Origin of the sequence: Paenibacillus sp. FSL H3-0321, assembly GCF_038002865.1 — a bacterium.
Taxonomy (GTDB): Bacteria; Bacillota; Bacilli; order Paenibacillales; family Paenibacillaceae; genus Paenibacillus_AQ.
Genome location: NZ_JBBODH010000001.1, coordinates 6,797,625 through 6,821,002 on the forward strand (window position 1 = coordinate 6,797,625; position 23,378 = coordinate 6,821,002).

Annotated in this window: 22 protein-coding genes and 1 pseudogene; all 23 read left to right on the forward strand. The window is 48.9% G+C overall.

The features are described from left to right. Positions 1 to 393 precede the first annotated feature (393 nt). The 23 genes and pseudogenes from MHI45_RS29880 (at position 394) to MHI45_RS29990 (ending at position 23,277) form a co-directional block, all read left to right on the forward strand. On the forward strand, positions 394 to 2,562 hold the full coding sequence (locus MHI45_RS29880) for a transcriptional regulator (protein WP_076110619.1): 2,169 nt from the start codon (positions 394 to 396) through the stop codon (positions 2,560 to 2,562). 121 nt (positions 2,563 to 2,683) lie between these two features. Then, positions 2,684 to 3,109: a hypothetical protein gene (locus tag MHI45_RS29885; RefSeq protein WP_038589056.1), complete on the forward strand. Its 426-nt coding sequence runs from the start codon at positions 2,684 to 2,686 to the stop codon at positions 3,107 to 3,109. A gap of 125 nt (positions 3,110 to 3,234) precedes the next feature. Next, a complete protein-coding gene (locus MHI45_RS29890) occupies positions 3,235 to 3,657 on the forward strand; it encodes a J domain-containing protein (protein WP_341118472.1) in 423 nt (140 codons plus the stop codon). Positions 3,658 to 3,705: 48 nt separating this feature from the next. Next, positions 3,706 to 4,254: an FHA domain-containing protein gene (locus tag MHI45_RS29895; RefSeq protein WP_076110617.1), complete on the forward strand. Its 549-nt coding sequence runs from the start codon at positions 3,706 to 3,708 to the stop codon at positions 4,252 to 4,254. 27 nt (positions 4,255 to 4,281) lie between these two features. Continuing rightward, entirely contained in the window at positions 4,282 to 4,815 is a 534-nt protein-coding gene (locus MHI45_RS29900; RefSeq protein ID WP_038589064.1) for an FHA domain-containing protein, read from the forward strand. Continuing rightward, positions 4,812 to 5,681 carry a PP2C family protein-serine/threonine phosphatase gene (locus tag MHI45_RS29905; RefSeq protein ID WP_340899419.1) on the forward strand — a complete coding sequence of 290 codons (870 nt, stop codon included), beginning with the start codon at positions 4,812 to 4,814 and terminating at the stop codon, positions 5,679 to 5,681. The genes MHI45_RS29900 and MHI45_RS29905 overlap by 4 nt, the downstream gene beginning before the upstream one ends. A gap of 61 nt (positions 5,682 to 5,742) precedes the next feature. Beyond that, positions 5,743 to 7,539 carry a PP2C family protein-serine/threonine phosphatase gene (locus MHI45_RS29910; RefSeq protein WP_341118475.1) on the forward strand — a complete coding sequence of 599 codons (1,797 nt, stop codon included), beginning with the start codon at positions 5,743 to 5,745 and terminating at the stop codon, positions 7,537 to 7,539. Next, entirely contained in the window at positions 7,536 to 8,828 is a 1,293-nt protein-coding gene (locus MHI45_RS29915; protein WP_341118476.1) for a normocyte-binding protein, read from the forward strand. Before MHI45_RS29910 ends, MHI45_RS29915 begins: the two co-directional genes overlap by 4 nt. After that, positions 8,825 to 9,514, forward strand: coding sequence for an iron-dependent peroxidase (locus MHI45_RS29920; RefSeq protein ID WP_341118478.1), 690 nt, complete (start codon positions 8,825 to 8,827; stop codon positions 9,512 to 9,514). Before MHI45_RS29915 ends, MHI45_RS29920 begins: the two co-directional genes overlap by 4 nt. A gap of 62 nt (positions 9,515 to 9,576) precedes the next feature. Beyond that, positions 9,577 to 12,228 (forward strand): molecular chaperone, encoded by a 2,652-nt coding sequence (locus MHI45_RS29925; protein WP_076110612.1) that lies wholly within the window; start codon positions 9,577 to 9,579, stop codon positions 12,226 to 12,228. A 30-nt stretch (positions 12,229 to 12,258) separates the two neighbouring features. Further along, the gene (locus tag MHI45_RS29930; RefSeq protein ID WP_076110611.1) at positions 12,259 to 13,035 is read left to right on the forward strand and encodes a DNA and RNA helicase; all 777 of its coding nucleotides are present in this window, start codon (positions 12,259 to 12,261) and stop codon (positions 13,033 to 13,035) included. 42 nt (positions 13,036 to 13,077) lie between these two features. After that, entirely contained in the window at positions 13,078 to 13,713 is a 636-nt protein-coding gene (locus tag MHI45_RS29935) for a hypothetical protein (protein WP_038589076.1), read from the forward strand. Continuing rightward, on the forward strand, positions 13,706 to 15,130 hold the full coding sequence (locus tag MHI45_RS29940; protein WP_076110610.1) for a contractile injection system protein, VgrG/Pvc8 family: 1,425 nt from the start codon (positions 13,706 to 13,708) through the stop codon (positions 15,128 to 15,130). Before MHI45_RS29935 ends, MHI45_RS29940 begins: the two co-directional genes overlap by 8 nt. 95 nt (positions 15,131 to 15,225) lie before the next feature. After that, positions 15,226 to 16,464 carry a pentapeptide repeat-containing protein gene (locus MHI45_RS29945; RefSeq protein WP_076110609.1) on the forward strand — a complete coding sequence of 413 codons (1,239 nt, stop codon included), beginning with the start codon at positions 15,226 to 15,228 and terminating at the stop codon, positions 16,462 to 16,464. Beyond that, positions 16,461 to 17,021 (forward strand): hypothetical protein, encoded by a 561-nt coding sequence (locus tag MHI45_RS29950; protein WP_076110608.1) that lies wholly within the window; start codon positions 16,461 to 16,463, stop codon positions 17,019 to 17,021. The genes MHI45_RS29945 and MHI45_RS29950 overlap by 4 nt, the downstream gene beginning before the upstream one ends. Before the next feature lie 70 nt (positions 17,022 to 17,091). Further along, the gene (locus tag MHI45_RS29955; protein ID WP_076110607.1) at positions 17,092 to 17,577 is read left to right on the forward strand and encodes a DUF4280 domain-containing protein; all 486 of its coding nucleotides are present in this window, start codon (positions 17,092 to 17,094) and stop codon (positions 17,575 to 17,577) included. A 22-nt stretch (positions 17,578 to 17,599) separates the two neighbouring features. Next, positions 17,600 to 20,224: a zincin-like metallopeptidase toxin domain-containing protein gene (locus tag MHI45_RS29960; protein WP_076110606.1), complete on the forward strand. Its 2,625-nt coding sequence runs from the start codon at positions 17,600 to 17,602 to the stop codon at positions 20,222 to 20,224. A 17-nt stretch (positions 20,225 to 20,241) separates the two neighbouring features. Continuing rightward, on the forward strand, positions 20,242 to 20,706 hold the full coding sequence (locus MHI45_RS29965) for a hypothetical protein (RefSeq protein WP_076110605.1): 465 nt from the start codon (positions 20,242 to 20,244) through the stop codon (positions 20,704 to 20,706). Positions 20,707 to 21,113: 407 nt separating this feature from the next. Next, entirely contained in the window at positions 21,114 to 21,614 is a 501-nt protein-coding gene (locus tag MHI45_RS29970; protein WP_076110604.1) for an SMI1/KNR4 family protein, read from the forward strand. Positions 21,615 to 21,834: 220 nt separating this feature from the next. Further along, a pseudogene (locus MHI45_RS29975) lies at positions 21,835 to 22,014 on the forward strand (SMI1/KNR4 family protein); the annotation flags it as partial. A gap of 93 nt (positions 22,015 to 22,107) precedes the next feature. Then, positions 22,108 to 22,464 (forward strand): hypothetical protein, encoded by a 357-nt coding sequence (locus MHI45_RS29980; protein ID WP_076110603.1) that lies wholly within the window; start codon positions 22,108 to 22,110, stop codon positions 22,462 to 22,464. A 135-nt stretch (positions 22,465 to 22,599) separates the two neighbouring features. After that, positions 22,600 to 23,079, forward strand: coding sequence for a DUF6985 domain-containing protein (locus MHI45_RS29985; RefSeq protein WP_076110602.1), 480 nt, complete (start codon positions 22,600 to 22,602; stop codon positions 23,077 to 23,079). 21 nt (positions 23,080 to 23,100) lie between these two features. Continuing rightward, complete coding sequence (locus tag MHI45_RS29990) at positions 23,101 to 23,277, forward strand: hypothetical protein (RefSeq protein ID WP_179091739.1); 177 nt, start codon at positions 23,101 to 23,103, stop codon at positions 23,275 to 23,277. Positions 23,278 to 23,378: the final 101 nt, after the last annotated feature.

The window sequence follows — 23,378 nt, forward strand, 5'->3', positions numbered from 1 at the left end:
TACTACAATTTTCCTGAGTGATCTAAAGTACATAAGCTGCGGAATCCCCCCTTGTATCTGTTTAGGCCTAAAGATATTGATGCAGCTCCATAAAATGCTGGGATAAGGTTATCATCGGCTGCTCTTTGAGGGAAAATAAGGAAAAATTCCAAAATAGTCCTTTAAGTCTAGTTAGTAATAAAAATGATTAAATGGAACTATATGCCTTTATATTGACAAAAATTATCTTTACTGGTTAAGATGGGTCCCATGAATCTAAAAATTATCGCATCAAATGGCAGTATTTAGTCGAATGGTGTAACCAAAGACTCACGAATGCATGCCGGGCAACAGAAAATAATGGAGGGGGGAAGGCATCCTCATGAGCCCTTTTTAACATGGGATGCTGCCTGAATGGACATTATCAATCAAACGAACCGAACCTTGCTTTTTGAGGAAATCAACCCGGAAAAGCTCGATTTGATCACCATTGTCGGGGATGTAAAAGGTATCGACAGCTTGAGTGACGATAAGATCAAAGAGATTAATGAGCATCTTCTTGTGCACAATTTTGATGAGTTCCTCGACAAGTTTTCACCGAGCATTTACTCCTTTTTTAATGCGGCGAACCAGAAAGTAATGTACACGCTGAAGAAGCCTGAAGGCATTCCGGATGATACCATTTCGGAGATTAAGATTGATCAGAGCAATGACTTCCTGCGAATGTTGTTCACGCTGATCGATACGAAAAGAAGCCAAGGGATTACGAATGTTGATTTCAAATTTGAGAATTTGCTGGACATGATCTCTCCAAAGAAGGTTATGGATGATATCCGCCAGGTCCGCAAAGAGATTCACTACATGTACGGCCAGTATGACAAGCTGGATGACGGAGATCCCAAAAAACTGGATGTCGGCGATAAACTGAATATTATGTTTGAGGAAGCCAGCCGCAACTATAACAATGTCATGGCTATGCTGCCTCTGGCCATCGAGGATATCAAGACTCGGCTGCTGCTCGGCCGGGCCCAGGAAGATACATCTTCCGAATTGATTCAAGTAGGCCAGCTTACCATCGGTGAGAGCGGTGAACTGAAGATCATCGAGGCTCCCAAGAGTGACAGTACCGACCTGATGCTTCTGGATGAAAGCACAAATACAGACCTCACACAGGTATTTGCTGAAGATTACGGCTCTTTGTCCGAATCTCCGTCTACTTATGTGCAGGACCTGGTAGTACGCACATTCTGTCCGCTTCCGGCGGTCCGGGCTGAAGTCAACGCCGCACTGGAAGTACAGAATTACAATACATACCTGGAATTCTACAAGAATGCCAAAGATGATTTCGTCAAGACGGTTAAGCCGCTAGTGGAAAAAATACTGGGTGTTAAGATGTTCTTCGACCAGTATGCGGTTAAAAACAAAGGCATGCAGCCTTCAATGCTGATTGCCAACAGCAAGCTGGATATGCTCGTGAAGAGCAGCAATATCCCGCGGCTGGAGACATATTTGAATACAGTGAACTCGAAAAATGAATTCTCCGATACGATCTGGTTCGGGATTGTTCCTTCCGTTGAGTTAGAGACAACCGGCAAGGTCAAAGTTAGCCGAGAACGTTTTCGCGGAAACGACAAAGTGGTCAAGCAGGATGGCAACAGCATGGAATCACTTACAATGCTGCTGCAAGTGATCAAGGACTACAAGGTTCAGTTGTTCTTCAGTTTCGAGTCCGGCGAGGACACTACGTTCAGCAGTATGGCTACTGCCGGAATCGACAAGTACATTGACAAATGTGCAGGATTGACACGGAAGGAATACAGTGAATTTGCGATCCCGAGTGCACCGAATTTCACGGTGATTCCTAAGGAGAAGTCCGGTGTTATCATTGACAGCAGAATGCTGCAGACCGAGAACGGTGTGGAATTGTCCAAGGATAAAGAAGACATTCTGAAGTTATGGATCGAAGGCGTATATATTGGAGCCGCTTACGTTGCCGCTGGTATTGTAGCTGCTTATCAATGTCCTGAATATCTGAGAAGCAACTTTAAGAATGTAAACCGGGAATTTCCGGGGGTACGCTTCGATATCGAAGCGGGAGACAACAGTCTGCGCTCCGTAACAACGATGACCAAAGAAATCTCGGGGTTCACGAATACAATCAAGGACTCCATTAACCGCAAGAACTTCGGATTTATTTTCTCCTCTGAGAACGCACAGCTTCAGGATACGGATATCAAACGGATTACCGTATATAAATCGAGAAGTATGGCTATGTCAGAGGACGGATATGATTCCATTTACAAAACACAGGTGAGCACCTATATCGAACGTTTCCTGCGCTTCCAGACCGGAGATTTCAAGCATGAGAACATAGTGAAGTTCTTCAGCAACAATCCGAGCAGTCAGAAGAGCCGCTGGTTGGGCAAACGCGGATCGGTTAACTCGATCATTCAAGAAGGCGATGATATGAGCTATATTATCGACGAGAAGAGCAACCTGTGCCATATAGATCTGGTCTTCAACGGCAATGTGAAGAATCTTGAGGTCATGATAACCAAGGGAACCAGCGCTGTTAAGGCTTGATAATTCATATAACAACGATAAAGAATTATATCAAAGAACTTATTAAGGTATCAGAGGCTTGTTCATCCGAGCTAGCCTTTATACATATTTCAACACTATTTTTCGAGGAGGTTTTTTATTTATGGGCTTTATTTTAAAAGTTGAAGGTGCAGAAACAATCGAACTGGGAATGGACAATATTCGTTCTGTTGTGTACGACACGGACACTCCGGATGATTCAAACGCAAGATCGACCGATGTTGGAGCAACCCTGCGCATCACTGGTAAAATTATCACGGCTACTGACGGCGATAATGCAGATGACACCATCAAGCTGGCGCTCTGGTCTATTGTTCCTGCTGAAAAAGCGGACTGCTACCGCAAGGTAACGCTCGAAGTTATTGCAGCAGACCAAGTAGTGCGCAAGATCCATTTCCCTAACGCATTCGTTGTGGATTACACAGAACGTTACGGGGACACCGAAGGTGTAGGTGAGTTCACACTGTACATCAAACAAAAGAAAGACAAAACCGAACTTACCAAAATCGATGGCGGATTTTCGGCCTAATATTAGGTAATCGGACTGGGACATCGGGCTGGCTGTGTCTGCCTGATGTTCAGAACATTAAGGGGCCTTTATGCGCCTCTTAATGTTTATTTATCTCTAAATCGTAACGGGAAGCGGTGAGGCGATTGACAGATTATTATGAAGTGCTTGGTATTGCCCCAAATGCATCATCCGCCGAAGTGAAGCAAGCTTACCGGAAGCTGGCCAAAAAGTATCATCCCGATACGAACGGAGGAGATCCGCAGGCCGCCGAGCGGTTTAAGCAGGTTCATGAGGCCTATAAGGTACTAGGTAATGAAGAGTCAAGGACGGCTTATCAGTCGCAGTCGCGTACAACCCGAGCATCCGGAGAGCCGCCGGAGAAGCCATCCGCAGGCAAGGAGCGGGTCAGTTTTAATCCGGGAAATATGGAAGAGCAGTTCGAACGTTTTTTTGGTTTCCAGCAGAAAAAGCAGAGTGACCGGAATATTCCCAAACACTCTGAACCAGCAAAAAGTATGGAAGCATCGGAGCTGTTCGAGCGCTATTTTGGAATCCGAAAGAAGTGATCCGGCAGTCATTCTGGGGCGTAGCCCGGTAAGGCGGAGGTTATGGGAGTGAAACAAGGAAGGTCGATCTGGACCCTGGTGCTGGATCTATTGATAACAGCCATCTCGGCTGTAATATTCTATTACATATTTGTGGTTGCAAAGGTTAGGGGGGCACAGGTGGTTGCGGCAGCAATCCTTTTGTTGTCGGTAGTCATAATTGCAGTCAGAACAAGAACCAAGAAGATCAAGGTGCAGAATAAGGTCAAACCCGGCAGCAAGGTTGTAAAGCTGGTGCTGCTGAGTGAAGACGGTGAAAGTGTAAAGGAATGGTACATAGAAGGCGAGACAAGTGTTCTGATCGGCAAAAGCTCAAGGCACGGCGAAGCAGATATAGATCTGTCAGATACACCTTATGCTTCTCTGATCAGCGCCCAGCATGCTGTGCTGAACAAAGCATCCGGCAAATGGTACATAGAGGATATTGAATCCTCCAGCGGTGTCGGTATACGCAAAAGCAATCAGAGCAAAGCAGTTAAATTGGAAATCGAGGAACCCAGCCTGCTTGAGGCGGGGGACTTAATTTATATTGCCAACACGAGGATTCTGGTGAAATGAACAACACATGCGGGGGTATGAGAGCGAATGAGTCTGACAAGATGCGCTAACGGACATATGTTCAGCACAAGAAGACACGGCAACACGTGTCCTTACTGTAATCTTACCGTGGAGAGCCCGGCTCCGTCCGGCAGCAAGGGAGCAGCCATTGCTATGGCGTCCCGTCCCTCCGAAGATGACAGAACGATGCCGTATTTAGGAGAGGCCACCGGAATTGAACCAGTGACGGGTTGGCTGGTCTGTATTGAAGGGGCTCAAATGGGACAGGACTACCGGATTATGGCGGAGAAGAATTTTATCGGCCGCTCGGAAGAGATGCATGTGCGCATTCTGGGTGACAATACGATCTCCAGACGCAATCATGCGGTGATTGTCTATGATCCGAAGAAACGCAATTTCTACTTGCTGCCCGGTGATGCTTCCGGACTTGCCTATCACAATAACGAGGCGGTATATTCCCCGGTAGAGCTGGCTGCTTATGATGTCATTCAGCTGGGACGCAGCAAGTTTATTTTTGTTCCCCTGTGCGGTGTTCACTTTGAATGGGAGCAGCAGCAATGAATATGCTGAAGCAACTGCTGGATGATAGTGCATTGACCCCATACTGGATGATTGTTGTCTGGATATTGCTGATCTGGCCACTGATTATGTTCAGGCATCGCATTCAAAAGATGCCGAAGGCTGGTACCGGTTCCGGGGACGGAATCGGGAACGGCCAGACGATCGGTGCGCGTGAGGAGCAGGATGACTATTTTGCGACGGTCAATATGCCTTTCGGATTGCTAGCTGTGCTCGCGGATGGAATCAGCGGTTTAAGCGGGGGAAGGGTGGCCAGTACGGCGGCCGTCCATACTTTTGTTAAAGAATTTCGGGAACTGGAGCGCTTCCCCGATCCGCCGGAATTCTTCGGTGATGCGGCGATGAACGCCAATGGAGAAATTATGAACCAGCTGCACGGGGTGCAGGGGGGAACCACGCTGGTTGCGGCGCTGATCCGCAGTAGTATGCTCTACTGGGGGGCGGTAGGGGACAGCCTGTTGTTCGTATACCGCAGCGGTATTCTGATTCCGGTTAACCATAAGCATACGCTGGAGAACACACTGCAGGAACAGTATCTGTCCGGTGAGATTACCGAGTCGGAGGCGCTAGGCAATCCGCAGCGCAAGACTCTGGTCAATTATTTGGGGTCCGAGAATTTCAGGAGCATGGAGCTGGCAGAAGAACCTTTTCAGCTGTATAAGGGGGACAAGATTATGCTGTGCAGCGACGGGGTATACAACACGCTCACGGAAATGGAAATGGAGACGATACTGTCCCGGCCGCTGTCACCCTATGATGCTGCTCAGGCCATGATTGATTTGATAGAGGAGAAAAGGCTTGTACATCAGGATAACGCTACAGTCATTATTGTGGAGAGGCGTTGGTAGAACAGGAGATGTCCCGCCGGGTACATAGCATAAATCATCAATACGGGAAATGGGGATACGCATGAGGAAGGAGAACAGCGATTTTTTAATGAGTTTCGTCTCCGAATCGGGTTCTTTTATGACTAACCGGGATTTTTTCGGGTGCGTTGAGCTGGAGGATAAGGCCTGTTATATCATTGCCGATGGATTGGATTCAGATGAAGAGGCTCACAGTGCCGAAATGATTGTGCAGACGATTCTGGAGAGCTTTTTGGAGAAACCCACCCTCTCCCGGCGGCGTTTGACCGATTACATCCGGATTGCCCATGAGTGGCTGCATTATGAGAGCCGAAGAGTCCGTCTGAAGGCCAGTATACTAATTGTGGTGACGGATTATACGAAGATGGTATGGGCATCAGCCGGAAATGCGAGACTGTATCATTTTCGCGGGGAGCGCCTGATCTTGAAAAGCCGGGACCACAGCCTTGCCCAGCAGATGGCAGACGAAGGACAAATTGCCGAGGACAAGATCGATACGAATGATGAGCGTGGCAATCTGCTGCAATATGCCGGGATGCCGGGCAAGCTGAAGCCTTATGTCTCCGGGAAGATTCCGCTGGCAGATGGCGATGTGCTGGTGATGTGCACCTCCGGTTTGTGGCAGGCTGTCGAGGACGCGGAGATGATTGATTCTGTTCAGGCGGCAAATGACCCGGTCATGCTGGCGGATACGCTTGAGGAAGTCATGCTCAGCAAACAGCGGATGCGGATAGACAATTATACGGCAGCATGTATCTACGCTAATAAGACCTATCAGGAAGAACCGAAGAACCGCAAGAAGTGGATCAAACGCATTCTTATTATTCTATTAACGGTGCTTCTGGTAGGTGGCGCCGGGATCTTCTATAAGGTCAAAAGTGCGGCTAAGAAGGCCGAATTAGCTGCCGATATGCTCCAGTACGAACAGAGTGCTGACGTGTATGTTACAGAGCAGGAGTATGGCAAGGCAGTATCCGACTATAGTCTGGGCCGCAACAACTCGATCAAGCTCAAGGACCGGATTCATAAAAAGCTGCTGACAGACAAAATGGCGGCTGCGCAAAAGCTGGTTGACGGCGAAGCCCACCTCAAGGAGGGGGATATTGTAAAAGCCAAAGCGAGCTATACCAAAGCGCTGGAACTTTCGGAACCGTACAGTATCTTCAAGCGGCAGGCGATTGAAGACAGACTGGGACAGATGACTGCCTTCCAGAAGGTACAGGACTGGCTTCGGGAAGCAGATCTCAAATTCCAGAACGGTGACTCCAGCGGCGCCATTACGCTGTACCTGCGGGCGCGGTCCTCCGCCACGGAGAACGCTTATAAAGAGGCTCTTGCCGAAATTACAACCAAGCTGGAAACGGCGGAAGCCAAAAAATCGGATGTGGAGCGGCAAGTAAGTCAGCTACAGGCCGATAAGCTGGAAGCGAAGGGCGACCGTTACAATGAAGCCGCTGATTACAGCGGGGCGCTCGATGCTTACGCAGCGGCACAAGAGGTCTATCAGAGTATTGATATGCTGGAACGGGTACTGGCAATGGAGCGCAAGATCTCCAAGCTGGAAGAGAAATTGAACCCGCCTGTACCTGCTGTAGACCCGAATGCAGCCGGAGCTGCAGACCTTACGGGAGGTATGGATTTGCCTCTGGTGACTCCAGATGAAAGTACGGATAACAACGGAAGTATCACAGGGGATTCAACTAATAATGAAGCTGGTAAGGGTTTAGAGGAAAGTGCCGCAAAAGGTGCAGCGAGCACAGAACCGGGCAGCGGCGTGGATGCCGCGCTGCCGAAAGAGGAAACGGTCCAGAAATCCGCTGAAGAGGAGGTGCAGCCATGAAAGATATCATTCGTGACCGTCTGAACAAGATGGAGGATCTGGAGCAGCGCCGGATGCTGAAGGATGTAATGACCGGTTTATTTCTGAATCTGGTGGAATATCAGGAGACGCTGAACCGGCAAATTGAGGAGCGCGTCTTTAATGAACTGGAGCCGGAGGAGGTGCGGCATGATGTGTATGCGTCACTCTGTCCCCGCGAAGAGCTTGATCCACTGCATGAATTCCTGTACCCCATGGTCCCAGGCGATTCAGAGCCGCAGTTTATCAATCTGGCTGAAGTTGCGGCTGCACTATCGAAGCAGGAGGAAATGAAGTTATGTACGCTGTTCCTCCAGTGCGATACCTCACAGATTCGCTCGCTTGCCCGGAGCAAGCGCCAGTTCAAGGGTGAGATGATCACCAGCGGAGGGCGGTATGAGATAACGGTCCGGCTGAAGCAGAGCTCAGTGTACACCGAACGCATTGAAGAACTGTACCGGATATTCCGTAAAAACAGCCTGCCATGGAAAACAGTCCACATCCCTTATGCCTACAAATTTATGGACTGCATCCTGATATCCTGCGCTTCGGAGTGGGACAACCAAGAGACGGTGAAGCAGATTTCCATACAGTTGGAGGAATTGGAACCGTATAAACATATGAATCTGGTGCCGATCTGGAATATTCAGAGAATGGAGATGAAGATCGGCGGCTTTCCCGTTCCGGCGGCTGACCGGGTGAATTACGAGCATGTGCTGCCGCTAAGAAGAACAGGCACAGAACACGGATATCTTGTAGATGGCGAGGAAGCAAATATCCGTTATATTAAACGCTCGGAGGAAGAGATTACAGTTGTATCTCCGCTGGATAAATCGGATTCCTGGACCATGCTGAAGGTGACGAGGCCGATGAATTCTGGAATTGGCCGGATGCATTATCCACTTTTGTCGAACCGCAGACAGGAAGGGTATATCGGCAGATATGTCCGTCAGGCCGGCAGTCCGGTTCGATCCAAGGGGGGCATTGCCCGTTTGACCGGGGCATTTGAAGTTTCGCGAGAGGTAGAACTGGAGGATGTCAAGATTCTGCCGCCGGGACAAGAGATTCCGCTGACTTATGAACTGAATAGCTTCGTCAGCGACCAGGTCCGCGTACAGACGGATAAGTACCGGATGCGCCTTCTGTTCAGCGCTGTGGCCAGGGACCGATCACTTGCCGGATCCTATCTAAGTGACGATGTGCTCAGTTTCCTCGTCTCTGAAGTTCAACTGGTCTTTCCGGAGTACCGCTGTGAAGGAGCCTGGGTATGAACTATATTTGGGATCTGCTGGTTCGGGCGGGGCGGTCGGGAATAAAGCGGAGCGACATTCACTTTGTTCCGGCGAAGGTGTATTCACCTTATATGGAGCTGAGCCATGCCGATCTCAATGCGGCTGCTGTGGAGCAGGAGGTTGAGGTGAACCCGTACTATCGTTTTTACGATATTTTCAGAGACTTGTTCGATCCTAACAACGCTGAGGATTCCGAACTGCGTGAGACCTTATTCGATCTGATCATTCATTTCCTGGCTGAACTGGACCTGATGCAGGGGATGAACAAACGGGAATATCAAATCCGCTTCACATTGCGGGAAATGCAGGAGGGAGTCTTCGGAGAACGGATCCGGCAGCGGCTGAAGCTGTTTGGACGGGAAGAGCAGGAAGTCATCGCCGGGCATGTTCTGCGGCTGTTCGATACCGGCGAAGCGGTGCATCTTCTGCGGGAACTGCTGGTCCGGATGTTCCCGCGTTCCACATTGTATGCGAATTGTGAGGATAAGGACGAATTGCTGCTCTACATCGGTGAGGAAGAGCGCCCGGAGACAAGGGAGAAGCTGGAACTGATTTTGGAGCTTTTTTTACCGGTACGCTTCGAAACGGAGATTTACTGGAAACGCCATTTCGGCATTATCGACGTGGATCACACGATGGTTCAGGATTGCATTGCCTTGTATTAAAGGAGCAAGAAGAGAGGGCAGATTCGGATGCTGCGGGAGCAGCCGCCTAGGAGGTTACGAACATGAACGGTTATACATACAGGTTGCATCCTGACGCTGCGAGCCGTGAACGCATTCGGGGAACCACCCGATATACGCGGGCAGAGCTTATGGACATGACGACCTTTCAGCTTCGCAACATTTGCTACAAAGAACGGATGGTAGAAGGGCTGGGTCCGCAGACGGACCGCGAAGAGTTGATCCGGATTATCCTGAAATTTCTGGGAGCGGATGATGTACTGTGTATCGGCCGTGTGCATAAGGGCGGGTTCGAACGGATTCAGCAGGCGATCAACCGCCATATGACCTCGCCGCTAAGCAGTGATGGCGGGATTAGTGTTCCCGCACGTCTGATTCTGTACGAAGGGCTTAAGGTGGACAGGCTGGACCGCTACATCGTTACTGCAGCGGGAGGGCTTACGGACTCCAATGTGCTGCTGGTGAACGAAAGTATGGAGCTGTGCGGGATTTTCAATCTGGAGCAGGATGAAGCCGTGCCGGGCACCTTCTACTTAACCGCCGACAGTGGAGCGAGATGGGAGAGAAGCAGGAACCGCCAGTACAGTCTATTGTTTTTCCGCAAGCGTGACTCGGAGTATTTGTACAAGATTTATTATTCGGACAAGCCTCTTCCGCCTGTTAACATTCAATATACTAAAATTCCGCTAGCCCATCTGGACATCCGTGAGCTGGAACAGACGCAAGCCGTGCTTGCCATCGATTTTGGCACCTCCAATACGACGGCGGGTGCTTATTTGCATAGAGGTTATATTCAGGAACCCAGCAGCCAGGACCTGCTGAACGGACGTGTACGCCTGGAGGAGATTAATTATGTGACCTTTCCGGATACAACCTTTAAGAATACGGACTGGATTGAAGTGCTCCCGGCAGCAGTCAGCATCGCTGATTGCTCGGAACCCGGCAATATCCTGTACGAATTCGGATATGAAGCGCTGAAGAGCATGCGCAGGGGGGGCTACAGCAGCCGGGCCAGTGTCTTCCGCGGCATCAAGCGTTGGATCAGCGATTACAGTAAACAGGAGGAAGTGGTGGATGCCCAGGGCAATGCAGCTGTAGTGACGCGTCTGGACATTGTGCGCGCCTACCTTGAACATGTAATTCTGACGGCAGAGCACCAGTTCAAATGCAGGTTCAAACGGCTGCATCTGTCTGCTCCTGTGAAGATGAAGGCCCAGTTCCTTGAGATGTTCAGCGAGATTCTGCCCGAATATGAAATCGAGAGCGAGCATGCCCTCGATGAAGGAATGTCGGTGCTGTACAACACGATTGCCGACGGTATCGAACGCAATGCCTTTATGGAGGGCGTGCCGTATCAAGCTCTGGTAATTGATTGCGGCGGGGGCACAACCGACCTTTCCTCCTGCCGCTTTACTGTGGAAGACGGACAGATTGCTTACAAGCTGGACATCCACACCACCTACGAGAATGGGGATACCAATTTCGGCGGCAATAATATCACTTACAGAATTATGCAGTTCATGAAGATTGTCTTCGCGGATTATTACTCCGGACGGCGGGCCGCAACCGATATTGACAGCCTGATTGCAGCACCGGGGGCGGATGTGTTCCGCCAGGTCGATGAAGCGGGAGTCCAGAGTGTATATGCGGAGCTCGATCGCCGGTATTTGGAGGCGGAGCAGATTATTCCTACGGCCTACGCCCACCGGGAGCATCGTTCACGGGACGAATATTTGCGGGTCCGCGGAAATTTCCATTTCCTCTGGGAGATTGCTGAAGAGATGAAGCAGCAATTCTTCCGCAAGACAGGTATGCTCCGTAACCGATTCCACTCCGCCATCGAGGACGGACAGGACAGCGATTTGCAGATTACCACGATGGAGCGCTGGTTCCTGTCCGTGGTGCGGAACGGCGAACTCCGTGATGAATTTGAATTTCCGGATGTGGTCTTTAACATCAAGGAGATAACCCAGCTCATCAAGGCGGATATTTATGATGTAGTCCGCAAGTTCCTGGAGGAGTTCTACCGGGAGGGAAGGCTTGGCCAGTATTCGATGATTAAGCTGACGGGCCAGTCCTGCCGGATCGATGTTTTCCGGGAAGCGCTGAAGGAGTTCGTACCTGGGCGCAGTATAGAATTCCGCCAGAAACCGGCGGAAGGCCGTGTTCCTGATCTGAAGCTGGCATGCCTGCGGGGAGCGATCCGCTATCTCAGTGCCAGAAAGACGGGGGCAATTCAGGCGGAAATCACCCACGAGGCTGCGGTCATTCCTTATACGGTCAGCGCGTATACCCACAACCTGCGGCAGAAGGTATTGATTAACAGTCTGGAGCGGAGTGACGGTCTGCCCGGCAGCATTTCCCGGCCGTTCGAGACGGCCGAGGTCGAGCTGTATGTGAGCGGCAGCGACGGAACCCTGCGGCAGAAATGTGTATATGTCAATCGTAAGGAGAATTACGAGCAGGTGGTGTACGAGGACATCCAGTCCCGCTTTGGTACGAAGATTCCGCAGGACGATACGGATTCCATTATGAACGGGGAGACGAAGTTCTTCGTGTTCGCGGATCATTCGCATTGGGGTTTCCATGTCCTGCCTGTGGCCCGCCGTGATGAGCAATTGCTGCTGGGTCACAAAAGGCTGTTCGCCTATGAGAATGAATCATCGGAACTGGACTTTTTTGATGGACTGAAGTAAAAAGGCAAGTCTGGGAAAGGAGCGCCGCAAATGTTCACCTATACTTACCCTGAGTTTCATAAGGGACGGATTCTAAAGACCCGGATGCTTGAGGATCTGCGTGATTTCCCCCGGCAGTTTTGGGAGCTGTACTACAGGGATTATGCAGATGGAATTGTGTCTGGGGCAGAGGTGGAGGTACACGCCGAACGGTTATCGGTAAGCCCCGGCATACTTCTGCATGAGAGGCGGCTCTATATGATGACGGAGCCGGCGGAAATTGCTTATAAGGCCACAGGTCAAGAGACTGTTCTGAAGCTCCGCTTCACAGAGCTGGAGACAGGTCATGACCTGTCTCTGGGGCAGACCTCGCTTGCACTGGAAGATGCGGCGTCCGGGAGCGGTTCCCATGAGATGGAGCTCGCCCGCTTCAAGCTGAAGGAAGGGGCCAGATTGCGCAAGGATTACCAGAGCTTCGCGGATCTGGCCACCGAATACAATACGCTCCAGGTGCTGCAGGTTCCCTATGCGGCTCCCGGTGCCAGTACCCTTCCTCCGGCTGTGCTTCAGGACTATGCTCAGCGCCTTATGCGTACCGGTACGCCGGATCCGCATGATGTGATGTTCGGCATGCTGTGTATGAATGAAGGTGTCATCGCCCGGAGCGTTATCCTGCATTATATTGCGAGCCGGCTGGGACAGGAATACCGGGATTATCCGAGCCTGCAGATTCACCGCTATCTGGACCGGATTCTCACAAATGCGCGCGGAGGACAGGGACATAAGGGGCAAGCCCACGGGGGTATGCAGCGAATGCTGGTGGAGTAGAACGGCTGCGCATCAATCGACTATTGGAAGGATGGGGTGAAGATGGAGCATTGGGATGAGAAGATTGTGTCCATGCTTAACGGCAATACAGGCGGACAGCCTGCGGATAATTACGGAGTGATTCCGGAAGAGGCAGGACCGGATTTAACCGCACCGGTGGTGCAGATTGGAGACGAGCCGCACACCTTTGTGGAAACGGAGCTGCTGGACGGTGCGATGCGCATGCTGATCCCGCAGACCTTTAAGCTCATGAGTAAGGAGATGGCAAAGCGGAAATATCCTTCTGAGCATCGACCCAGTGTTATATATACGACTTCCAATGCCAGAATTAACATTGCTATCAATCACACCATGAACCCGCTGCCGGAGGACGAGCTGTCCGATTTCAAGAAGGCCATGATCCAGATGCTGCGCCGGACGCAGAAGCTGACGAAATGGTATGGAGACCATGAGTTCAGCATTAACGGCAAGCCGGTCGCCACTTGTGAATTTTTGACCCCGGCGGTTAATGCCAATCTGTATAATCTGATTCTGTTCGCTTCATTTGAGGATCGGGCACTGATGTGTACCTTTAACTGTACAGACGAGGAGCTTGATGACTGGAAGCCGGTCGCACTGGCCATGATGAAATCCATTCAGTTCATTCCACAGAAGGAAGGAGACGAGTCTCATGAGTGAACCAGCCTTATCTTACGATAATCTGCGGGTTAGCCCGTTTGAACTGGTCAGTCTGCAGGAGTTAACCATTACGAAACAAATGAATGAGCACACCTATGTGAAATTCACCGGTATTGTGGATGAAGAGAAGAAGGACAGCTATGTCCGGTTGAGCTCATCGAATACAGTGGTGGAGATCACCCAGGTGAATGAAGAAGGCGGCAAATGGGTGCTGTTCAGTGGACTTATTCTGAATTTGAGTGTGTCGGTGAACCGCGGTGTCCATATCCTTGAAGTAGAGGGGGTCTCCCATACCCATGAGCTGGACATTCGCAAGAAAAGCCGCTCCTTCCAGAACCACAGCATGACTTACCCGCAGCTTCTGGATCAGATCGCGGAGGGTTATTCAAATATTGATATTATGGACGCGGCAACAGATGGAGCGGCTATCGGCAAGTTCACGCTTCAGTATGAAGAGACAGACTGGCAGTTTCTGAAGCGGATCGCTTCACGTCTGCGTACCGGTCTGATGCCTGCATCGGTCTTTGATACGCCGAAGTTCTATTTTGGCGTGTTCGATACCTCCTCGAAAGGTAAGCTGCAGGATTTTAACTACCGGGTTCGCAAAAGAATGGACAAATTCCGTTACACTACGCAGAATACGTCAGCCAAGGTAGGCGAGGATGATTTCATATATTATGAGGTCGAGACGGGCCGGGTACTGGATCTGGGCAATGCGATCGAATTCAAAGGCAAGCTGCTGTATGTATACGAAGCTTACACTGAAATGAAGAAGGGCCTGCTTCGTCACCGCTATATTTTAAGCTCGCGTCATGGACTTCGCCAGAACACTTTTTATAATGACAAAATTATCGGAGTTTCGCTGCAAGGCCAGGTAATCGGGATCAACAAGGACAAGCTCAAAATTCATCTCTACATCGATTCGGAGCAGCAGGCAGGAGAAGCGCATGACTTTCCGTATTCATCTGTGTATACGGCAGAAGGCAACAGCGGCTGGTACGTCATGCCGGAGAAGGGCGATCATGTTCGGGTGTATTTTCCGGGGAACAAGGAGGAAGAAGGGGTAGCGACCAGCTCGGTGCGGCAAAATGCCGAAGAAGGCGAGAGCAACAAGCTGAGCAACCCTGACCACAAGTTCTTCCGCACACCGGCCGGCAAGGAGCTGAAGATGACGCCGGATGAGGTAATTGTGACCGGCAAGGACGGAGAGATCTATATCCGGCTTAGTGAGGGCGGCGGGATCGAGATTATCAGCAGCAAGCTGATCAAGCTCAATGCTAAGGAAGATATCATGATGAGCGCGGATAAAAGCATTGTCATTTCCGCCAAGGATCAGCTCAGCCTGATCTGTAAGGACAGCAGCCTGAAGATGGACGGCACGACTGCTTTAAGCGGAACTGAAGTACGTACGAACTAAGCTAAGATGTGCAGATAACATCCTATAAACAACGGTTTAGTATCGCTATGAAGGAAAGCCTAAACTGGAGCAAGCGATAACAGGAGGGGAAGCTGTTGGCTCAGACTGCCGTGATGGAGATGTTTATGGAAGAAATTGTGGAACCGGTTCGTAACCGGGTGCTGCTGCATTGGGAGCAGCTGTATCAGGCCAACCGCAAGCCTCTACAGGAGGCGTTCATCCGCCACTTTGACAAGCTGTGCCGGGAGGTGGCGGAGCTGCAGAGCATAGGAGAGAAAGGAGCCATCGGGCATTTCACCTATTCGATGCTTCGGACCCGGCTGCAGGAAGGACACGGAGTCTATCTGGTGGAGGTTTCGGATGAGACGTGGCTGTTTGATCCTGCTTCTGTGGCGGGTGAGTATGATGCTTCTTGGGCATTCGGCTATCTGGATGAGCTCCTGCTGCTGCTGGAGGAGGAAAGACAACGCCCGGGTTCCCCGTATGCCGGAGGTATCAGCCGTCCCGACCTGGAGAAGCTGCTGTTGCGTGAATCGCAGCATGGGCATCAATATGTCATTGCACTGCTCCGCTCGGCGATGCCGGAGGCGATGCTTACCGAGGGATTCCGTGAGCTGGAGCAATGCGGAATTGTTGAAGTGCGTGTGGGCGAGTATCTCGATATCAGCGAGTCTGTCTACCGCAAGGATAGCGACCCTACGGATGAGACCGAGATTCGGAAATGGCTGGCTGAGCGGATCGAAGGTGCTTACGGATACGGCGCGCTGGAGCGGCTGGATCTGGCAGGCGGAGATTACAGTGAAATGGATTTTCGTTATTCTGCCTTTCGCGAGAGCGCTTTTGGCGGTAGCAGCTTCGCAGAGAGCAATCTGGTGGGTACAGTCTGGGAAGGCTGTGATTTGACGGATACGGAATGGAATCAGGGGTGGCTGCACGGTGCAAGCTTTGAGAATTGTCGTCTGGTGGGGGCATTATTTCATCGGGTGGAGGCGGATTGCGGGCTTCCTGATCCAGAGAACTGGGAGATTCCGGGCTTCGATGAAGTATCCTTTGCCGGAGCAGACTTAAGCGAGGCTGAATTTGTTCTGGCCAAGCTGCGGGGTGCCAGATTCACGGGGGCGAAGCTGACCGGAGCGATGCTTGGATGGTGCGATCTGACCGATGCGGATTTCCGGGGAGCTGATCTGCGTGGAACGAACTTCTCAGGCTCCTGCTTAATGGGAGTGCAGATGGACACGGGCGCGTGCAGCTTGCTCAGCGAACGTCCGGAAATGCCGGAACTTCCGTTCACTGAAGAAGCCATTACGGATTGGCTGAAGGAGGAACAGCAATGAGAAACGACTGGTTTCAGCTCTCACAGGACATGCGTGTGCGGGGGGCACTTGAACCGCGTGGTGTAAAAGAAGCCATCCGTCCGGAATGGCTGAAGGGGGAGGATTTACGGGAACTGGAGCGGGCCAATTTGCATTTTGCACTGCAGCCCAGTCACCAGCCGGTGGCTGTGGACCTCATTGAGCGGCCCTATCCGCTGTGGTCTGATCCGCTGAAGCAGCTGCTTCAGACCTTTGCCCCGCGCCTGATCTTCCGGCTGGCCGGACTGATGGATGCCGAACGAGAGCAGCTGTACCCCTATTGGTTCATGGTTCCACCGCAGCTTGCCTGTCTGAACGAAGACAGCCAGTTCGACAGCAGCGGCCGTCTCACCCGGCTGAAGGCGGATGCGGACTGCTTGCAGACCTGCGTCTGGCCGATTGTCCAGGCCGTGGATAATCGGCTGCACGAGAATGTGTTCCTGATCAACCTCGCCCTCGCGGAAGCCATTTTGCGCAGGGACTTTACTGGGTTATGTATGCAGCGGGTAGAGATGACAACAGCGGAGCCGATGGTGTGAGGCAAATGGAAATCGTTTATCGTAGGCACTTCAACTAACATAGGCAGTTGAATTTAGGAGGGGAATCTCTATGGCAGAAATCAAAGGAATAACGAGACCGGATGTTGTGGAACAGGACGGAGGAGGGGCAGAGCCGAGCTACGTGGTTGCCGGGGCAATCTTAAGCTGTACATGCGGAACTCAGCTGAATCGCTTGAAAGTCCCTTACAGCCACGGCGTACACCTGAAAGAAAAAGCACAGCTGAATGTGGAGGACAAGAACCCGATGATCCACATTATGCCATTCGGGAATTGTACCAGCTTATTGAACCCGGCTGTCCAGATCGGGAAACTCGATATTGAAGGGCGGAAGAAGGCGCCGTGTGTTCCGGGGATTTCGACTTCGTGGATGGACGGAAAAACAGATGTGCTTGTGGATGGACATCCCGCGCTGCTCAGCACATGTGTGAACCAGTGTGTTTATGGGGGACGGATTGTGATCGAGGATGACGGTCAGGAGCTTGGGGGATCGAGCCTGGAGGGGACGACGAGCGGGTTCGGCGGGGCCATCCGGTAATGTAAAGGAGAGGAGTGAGACAATGGGCATTGTGGAAGCCGCAACAGGCACATGGAACCTCAAGTGCCATTCGCCCTATCCCGTGCACAGCATCCAGAGCATACATATGGAGCGGAAGGCAGGCGGACATGCACGCTTGTTCCTGACCGCTGTTCTTCCCGAAGAACAACAGGACCGGGAAATCGATATGACCACAAACGGAGAGAATATCTCCCTCATCGAGACTGGTGAACGGGGCCAAGAAATACGCAAGCTGTTTCAGGGGATCATCCAGGAGGTTGGTGTCCGGGATGTTCAGGGGGTATACATCCTGGAACTGGAGGCTGTTTCCTATTCGTATCTGCTGGACATCGAGCCACGAATTCGTTCGTTTCAGCATAGCGAGATGGAATGTGAGGACGTGATCCGTCAGGTATTATCAGCCTACCCAAAGTCTGACCTCATCGACTACGTGAGCAGCGGCACGAAGCTGGGAGGGCTGACGGTACAGTACCGCGAGACGGATTGGCAGTTCTTGCGGCGAATCGCATCCCGGTTCGGAGCGGTGGTGATCCCGGAGGTGACGGCGGATGCGCCGAAGCTGTATTTTGGTGTCCCGGATGGCGGATATCATGAGCTTAAGGATCAGAATTATACAGTAACAAGAGATCTGCACGCGCTGAAGATGTCCTGGTCGGCGGGAGCCGCAGACGTAAGAGAAGCAGACTTTACCTCTTACCGGGTAGAGACGCGGCGCTGGTTCGGACTCGGAGATACCGTACAATTTCAAGAACAGGAGCTGCGGGTAGCAGCGGCAGAGAGCAGGCTTATGCAGGGCATGCTCATACATACGTATACCCTCAGTCCCCACAGCGGGATCCGGGAAAATGAAATCCGCAACGATGAACTGGCAGGAGCCTCGCTGGAAGGCAAGATATTGGCGGTCAAGAAGGATACCGTAAAAGTGCATCTGGACGTGGATGCGACCCAAGCCGAGAATGAAGCGAGCTGGATGCCGTACTCCGCGGTCTACGCGAGTGACGGTGGCGGGTTCTACTGCATGCCGCAAGCGGGAGATTCGGTGCAGGTGTATTTCGGAAGCGGGCGTGAACAAGATGCGTTCGCGATGGGTTCGGTGAGACGGGGAAGCAGTCCGTCACCGAAGACCGCGGATCCGGCGACCAAGAGCTGGGGAACGAACTTCGGGAAAGAGATGCGGATGACTGATGCGGAGATGTCGCTGATCGCGACCGAAGGCAGCCTGTACATCACGCTGGACGACGGAGGCATCTCGATCACGAGTAATAGCGGCATCCAGATGAACACCGTGCAGGATTTGGTACTGGACAGCGAGAAGAGTATAGAGATCGAAGCGAAGGAAATTCTGTTCCTGCAATGCGGAGACAGCAGTCTGGTGCTAGACGGGATGTCGGACCTGCGGGGAAGCAGCCTGACGATGAATGGCATCATAAAGCTGCCCGTGCAGGTGGAAGACCTGGAGCCGCAATACGAAGCCCCGTTCGTGAGCGAAGTGGCCGTGCCGGAAGAAGCCGCCCCCGAAGAGCAACCAAAGAAGAAGAAAAAAGGCTTCTGGAGCAAGGTGCTGGATGTAAGCCAGACGGTGCTGGATGTGGCGGGCCTGATCCCGGGTGTAGGAGAAATCGCAGATTTGGCGAATGCGGGGATCTATGCGCTACGCGGGGATTATACGAGTGCCCTCCTTTCGGTAGGTGCTTCAGTACCCTTTGCAGGCTGGGGGCCGACGGGAGTGAAGCTGGGAAACAAAGTCAGGAGAGTACTGCAGAAAATAGACCTGGCAGGGCAGGCGAGCAAAGCCTACGGCGCAATCAAAACCGTGGCAAGCAAGGGAGCCGATGTCGCGAAGGCGATCGGAAGAATAGCGGATACCGCAGGGGATGCGCTGAATGCCGGTCTAGGGAAAGTGCTGACAAAAGCGAAGAAGCTGGCGAGCAATGTGAGCGCGTTCGATCTAGCTGGCAAGCTGAAGAGCGGCATGAATACCCTCCTGGAAAAACACTCAAAGCTGAAAAAAGTGCTACACCTAGCAGGTGGAATGGGAGTCAACTACCTGGCAACTTTGGCGATGGGCTCCGGGGTAGATGCACTGAGCGAACATGCAGATTCGAATATTGTGAAGGCAGCGGTGTTTACCCTGAGTATGCTTATGGGCCGGAGTAGGTTGAAGAAAGGGAAGGGTGGGGGTTCTAAGGGAACCGGAGAAGGTGATAAGAGAGCTAATGAAAGTTATGATTATAGAAAAGTAAATAAACAAACTAATGATATAGGAGAAACACTCGCAACAAAGAAACAGGTGAAACAATTCAAGGAGAAATGGGGACAATTAGGGATACCTGTAAAAATGGATAAAAAAGGGAAGGTACTCACAGGTAATCACGAAGCGGCATTCGATTATGGAAAAGGGAGGATATTTATAAAGAAAAACCCTACGGTTGTGAATATATACCACGAAGGTTATCACGCTGAACAATGGTTGGGTATAGGGAAAGACGCTTATATGAAGTTGAGTCGTCTAGACAGAGAAGAATATGTATTTGAACAAATAATGAAAAATCAACATTTGTTCGATGATGCGTCAATTAAACATTCAATTGAGTATATCAACAGATTACGATTAAAATTTAAATAGTTGAAAGGAGTACAGAAGTGGAAAAATACATTAGAACTAAAGAAGAACTTGAAAAGTTGATAGAATCAGTAAATAAAGATTTTCCTAGACATCATCGTAAAATAGAAGAAATCCCGATTGATGTCGTTTCGACCCCAGAAGAAGCCATTGAAATCGCAAAAAAGTACCATCAAGAACATGAATTGGATGGGACGGTTAATGAGCAAATAGAAAGTTTGTTTTTTGACGAAGCCTATACGTTTAAAGTAGATTTAGAAAATAGAGAGAATGATGATATTCGACCTGCTTGGAGAGTTACTGTAGATTTACCACCAAATCCATTTTTGTTTGAAGATTATACTATAATGGTATCAGACCGAGATAAAGCGGTAATGGGGATGTTAGATCCTAATGGACATCCAGTATCAGAAGGTAACGAGTTCACTGATGAAGATATAGAGTATATTATGAGTGGTGAAGACCTAGAAGATGATGAGGAATAATATTGAAATCATTTTTAATCCTATTATTTTATTTTTTAAGTAGTGATTTTAGTGGGTAGGTATAGAAGGAACTCATTATCAATCAATAACACATTTTTGGAAAGTATAAGGTTAATAACGTAAGAGCGTACTTAGAACAGGTCGATTATGGTCAGATAACCCCATGATTGACCTGTTTTTATTATCTTTTTTTTCCACAGTTTTTGAAATCGGTCGCAACTTAACGAATAGATACCTCGATGGATATTGTACCGGAATAAACTACCATCTTTCCTTAGTAGAGTTTAAGATTTTTAATAAGGGGACAGGCAATTCTGTAAATAATACCTACCGTGTATTTAGAGACAATGATGTTTATAAAAGCAATTTCAAGAAGAATTCAAAAATATTAAGAGGAGTTGTATTTGATGAATAATATTAAAAAGCAATACTTGGAAGAAGACAATATTGATTCATTTTTAATTTTCCTAAAGGAGCATTATAGTAACGAACTTAAACCTTGTGATGAAAATGACATGATACTAATAACACAATTAGCAGATAACAAAAAATTGCCTGAAGCATATTTGAAGTTTATGGAATGCGCTGGCAGGGGTTATGTGATGTTCAGTGGTTCGGATTATAGTATTAGGAATATGGAGAGATTTAATGGATTTAAAGAAGGAGCATTGGAGCTATTAGAAGAATGTAATTTTAATAAAAGAATCGGTGATAATCAATTTGTTTTTATGGGGCATCAAGGATACATGTATTGGTTTTTCAATCTTGATGATGGAGACAATCCTCCCGTCTACTTTTTTGAAGAAAGCTATGATGAGTCTTACATTCAAAATGACTTCACGAAATTAAGTGAGACCTTTTCAGAGTTTTTGATAAAGAAATATAATGGTGAACTTCCGCGTTATTAATTGATATTGAAATGAATTTTATAGCACTCTGAGTAATGACCCTGATATTTTGACAGGTGTATGCATGTCGTATGCAAATTTTTGGTTACCTCCAGTTTCCAACTTTTAGTGGTAATGAGGTAATTGGGGAAGCATACAGATTCTTTGTTGGACTAGGAGGATTTAAATGACAAATCTACAATCTTAAGAAAGTTTTAATCTTTATCCTCCAGTTGATGAAAATGAAATCAACAAGATTGGGATAGAAATAGGTTTTAAATTCCCCAAAGTATTTAGGGATCTCCTAAAGTTAACTAACGGCTTTGAAACAAAAGAAGGTGTCATAATTTTTGGTACTGATGTTATTTTTGAAAGAAATCAAACATATGAGGTTTCAGAATACGCTCAGGGTTATACATAAATAAGGTGATTGCGTTACCAAACCTGGAAGAAGCTGGCCGGAAAGTTGAGAAGGAAGGCGAGCCTAGTCTAAAACCTAGAAGGGAAAAGAACAGTGGCTTTAATAGCTGAATTAGTAAAAGAACTTGAAAATGATACAATCCAAAATGAAGATTTAATTGTTTGTATGAAGGCTTACAGTTATAGAGTTGTTGTTATGGCGATGTTTAAAGCGATAGAAAGAAATTATTGTAATCAAAGAATAGTTGATAGATTAGCTGAACTCAGTGAACTGTTGAAACACAATAAATTTCTTGGGCCATGGCAAATGGGACACGTTGCTTTAGCAACGTTAGCACTTTTAGACAATGAAAATGCCAAGGATAAATTCTATGAACTTTTTGAGAGTCTAAGTGAAAATGATAAATTTCTAGTAGATAACTTTATTAAATCAGAATCATATAAGGCATAGAGAAATGTTTAAAATTTTATAACCTAAATAACGCTTTTCCGTTACCATGATTGGTCTGTTTTTCGCTACCTTCGTTTTATCTCGGTTTTTTCAAATATATCTCAACTATTAAGTAAAAGTTAGGAGAATGACATAATGGCTGGACTTAACCATGAATTATTTGGTGGAATTACATACGACTTATACTGGAGTGGAAAGCAGAAGGTAAAGATCTTTGGACAAGAGAGAATCGTTATTTTAAGTATTGATGGAAACGAAGAAGGTGAGTTTCAAGGTGCTCAAGAAGAAGCGTATATTAATTTTGTTGGTAATATGGAAAATATGATAACGAAAATAGAGGATGCAATCTTTGACTATTATCAAGAAAGTTATGTGGAGTATAGAGATATGGTGGGGGAGGATGTAGCTGACAAGATTGCTCCCATTATAGAAAATAAAGAAGAAATGGGCAAATTAGTTGAACCTACTCAATTGATTATAAGAAGAGTACGTAAGAATGGAATTAGAAGAATTGGTTTGCTTTTTAATTGCACTTGGGAAATAGAACATGGGCTTGCTGTGAAAATTGAGGATGAAAAAATAGTTGATGTAGGCTTCCAGGATATAGTCCTATAATCTGGGGCTATCCAGTGCCGAATGAACATATTACTAGATGTATTGGTGGAATTTGCGCTGGATGATTATTCAATGGGTGCTTCAATTACGGCTTCCTATTGGATATCCCAATTTACTGAAGACTTACTTCGTGGGATAGAAGATGATTTATTGGCTTTAACGAAGCAATATAGTTACCAGCCCAAGCCTGTTGATTAATCCCAATATGTAACTTAATGCTGACATATAGCAAAGTGAAACCTCAGAACGAACACCACGTAATAACAAAATGATATATGAAAATAATGCCAATTAGTTTT

What these genes read in the sequence shown, in the direction of transcription:
- MHI45_RS29880 (WP_076110619.1), top strand. Translation starts at nt 394, where the DNA reads ATGGACATTATCAATCAAACGAACCGAACCTTGCTTTTTGAGGAAATC.
- MHI45_RS29885 (WP_038589056.1), top strand. Translation starts at nt 2,684, where the DNA reads ATGGGCTTTATTTTAAAAGTTGAAGGTGCAGAAACAATCGAACTGGGA.
- MHI45_RS29900 (WP_038589064.1), top strand. Translation starts at nt 4,282, where the DNA reads ATGAGTCTGACAAGATGCGCTAACGGACATATGTTCAGCACAAGAAGA.
- MHI45_RS29905 (WP_340899419.1), top strand. Translation starts at nt 4,812, where the DNA reads ATGAATATGCTGAAGCAACTGCTGGATGATAGTGCATTGACCCCATAC.
- MHI45_RS29910 (WP_341118475.1), top strand. Translation starts at nt 5,743, where the DNA reads ATGAGGAAGGAGAACAGCGATTTTTTAATGAGTTTCGTCTCCGAATCG.
- MHI45_RS29915 (WP_341118476.1), top strand. Translation starts at nt 7,536, where the DNA reads ATGAAAGATATCATTCGTGACCGTCTGAACAAGATGGAGGATCTGGAG.
- MHI45_RS29920 (WP_341118478.1), top strand. Translation starts at nt 8,825, where the DNA reads ATGAACTATATTTGGGATCTGCTGGTTCGGGCGGGGCGGTCGGGAATA.
- MHI45_RS29925 (WP_076110612.1), top strand. Translation starts at nt 9,577, where the DNA reads ATGAACGGTTATACATACAGGTTGCATCCTGACGCTGCGAGCCGTGAA.
- MHI45_RS29930 (WP_076110611.1), top strand. Translation starts at nt 12,259, where the DNA reads ATGTTCACCTATACTTACCCTGAGTTTCATAAGGGACGGATTCTAAAG.
- MHI45_RS29935 (WP_038589076.1), top strand. Translation starts at nt 13,078, where the DNA reads ATGGAGCATTGGGATGAGAAGATTGTGTCCATGCTTAACGGCAATACA.
- MHI45_RS29940 (WP_076110610.1), top strand. Translation starts at nt 13,706, where the DNA reads ATGAGTGAACCAGCCTTATCTTACGATAATCTGCGGGTTAGCCCGTTT.
- MHI45_RS29950 (WP_076110608.1), top strand. Translation starts at nt 16,461, where the DNA reads ATGAGAAACGACTGGTTTCAGCTCTCACAGGACATGCGTGTGCGGGGG.
- MHI45_RS29955 (WP_076110607.1), top strand. Translation starts at nt 17,092, where the DNA reads ATGGCAGAAATCAAAGGAATAACGAGACCGGATGTTGTGGAACAGGAC.
- MHI45_RS29960 (WP_076110606.1), top strand. Translation starts at nt 17,600, where the DNA reads ATGGGCATTGTGGAAGCCGCAACAGGCACATGGAACCTCAAGTGCCAT.
- MHI45_RS29970 (WP_076110604.1), top strand. Translation starts at nt 21,114, where the DNA reads ATGAATAATATTAAAAAGCAATACTTGGAAGAAGACAATATTGATTCA.
- MHI45_RS29985 (WP_076110602.1), top strand. Translation starts at nt 22,600, where the DNA reads ATGGCTGGACTTAACCATGAATTATTTGGTGGAATTACATACGACTTA.
- MHI45_RS29990 (WP_179091739.1), top strand. Translation starts at nt 23,101, where the DNA reads ATGAACATATTACTAGATGTATTGGTGGAATTTGCGCTGGATGATTAT.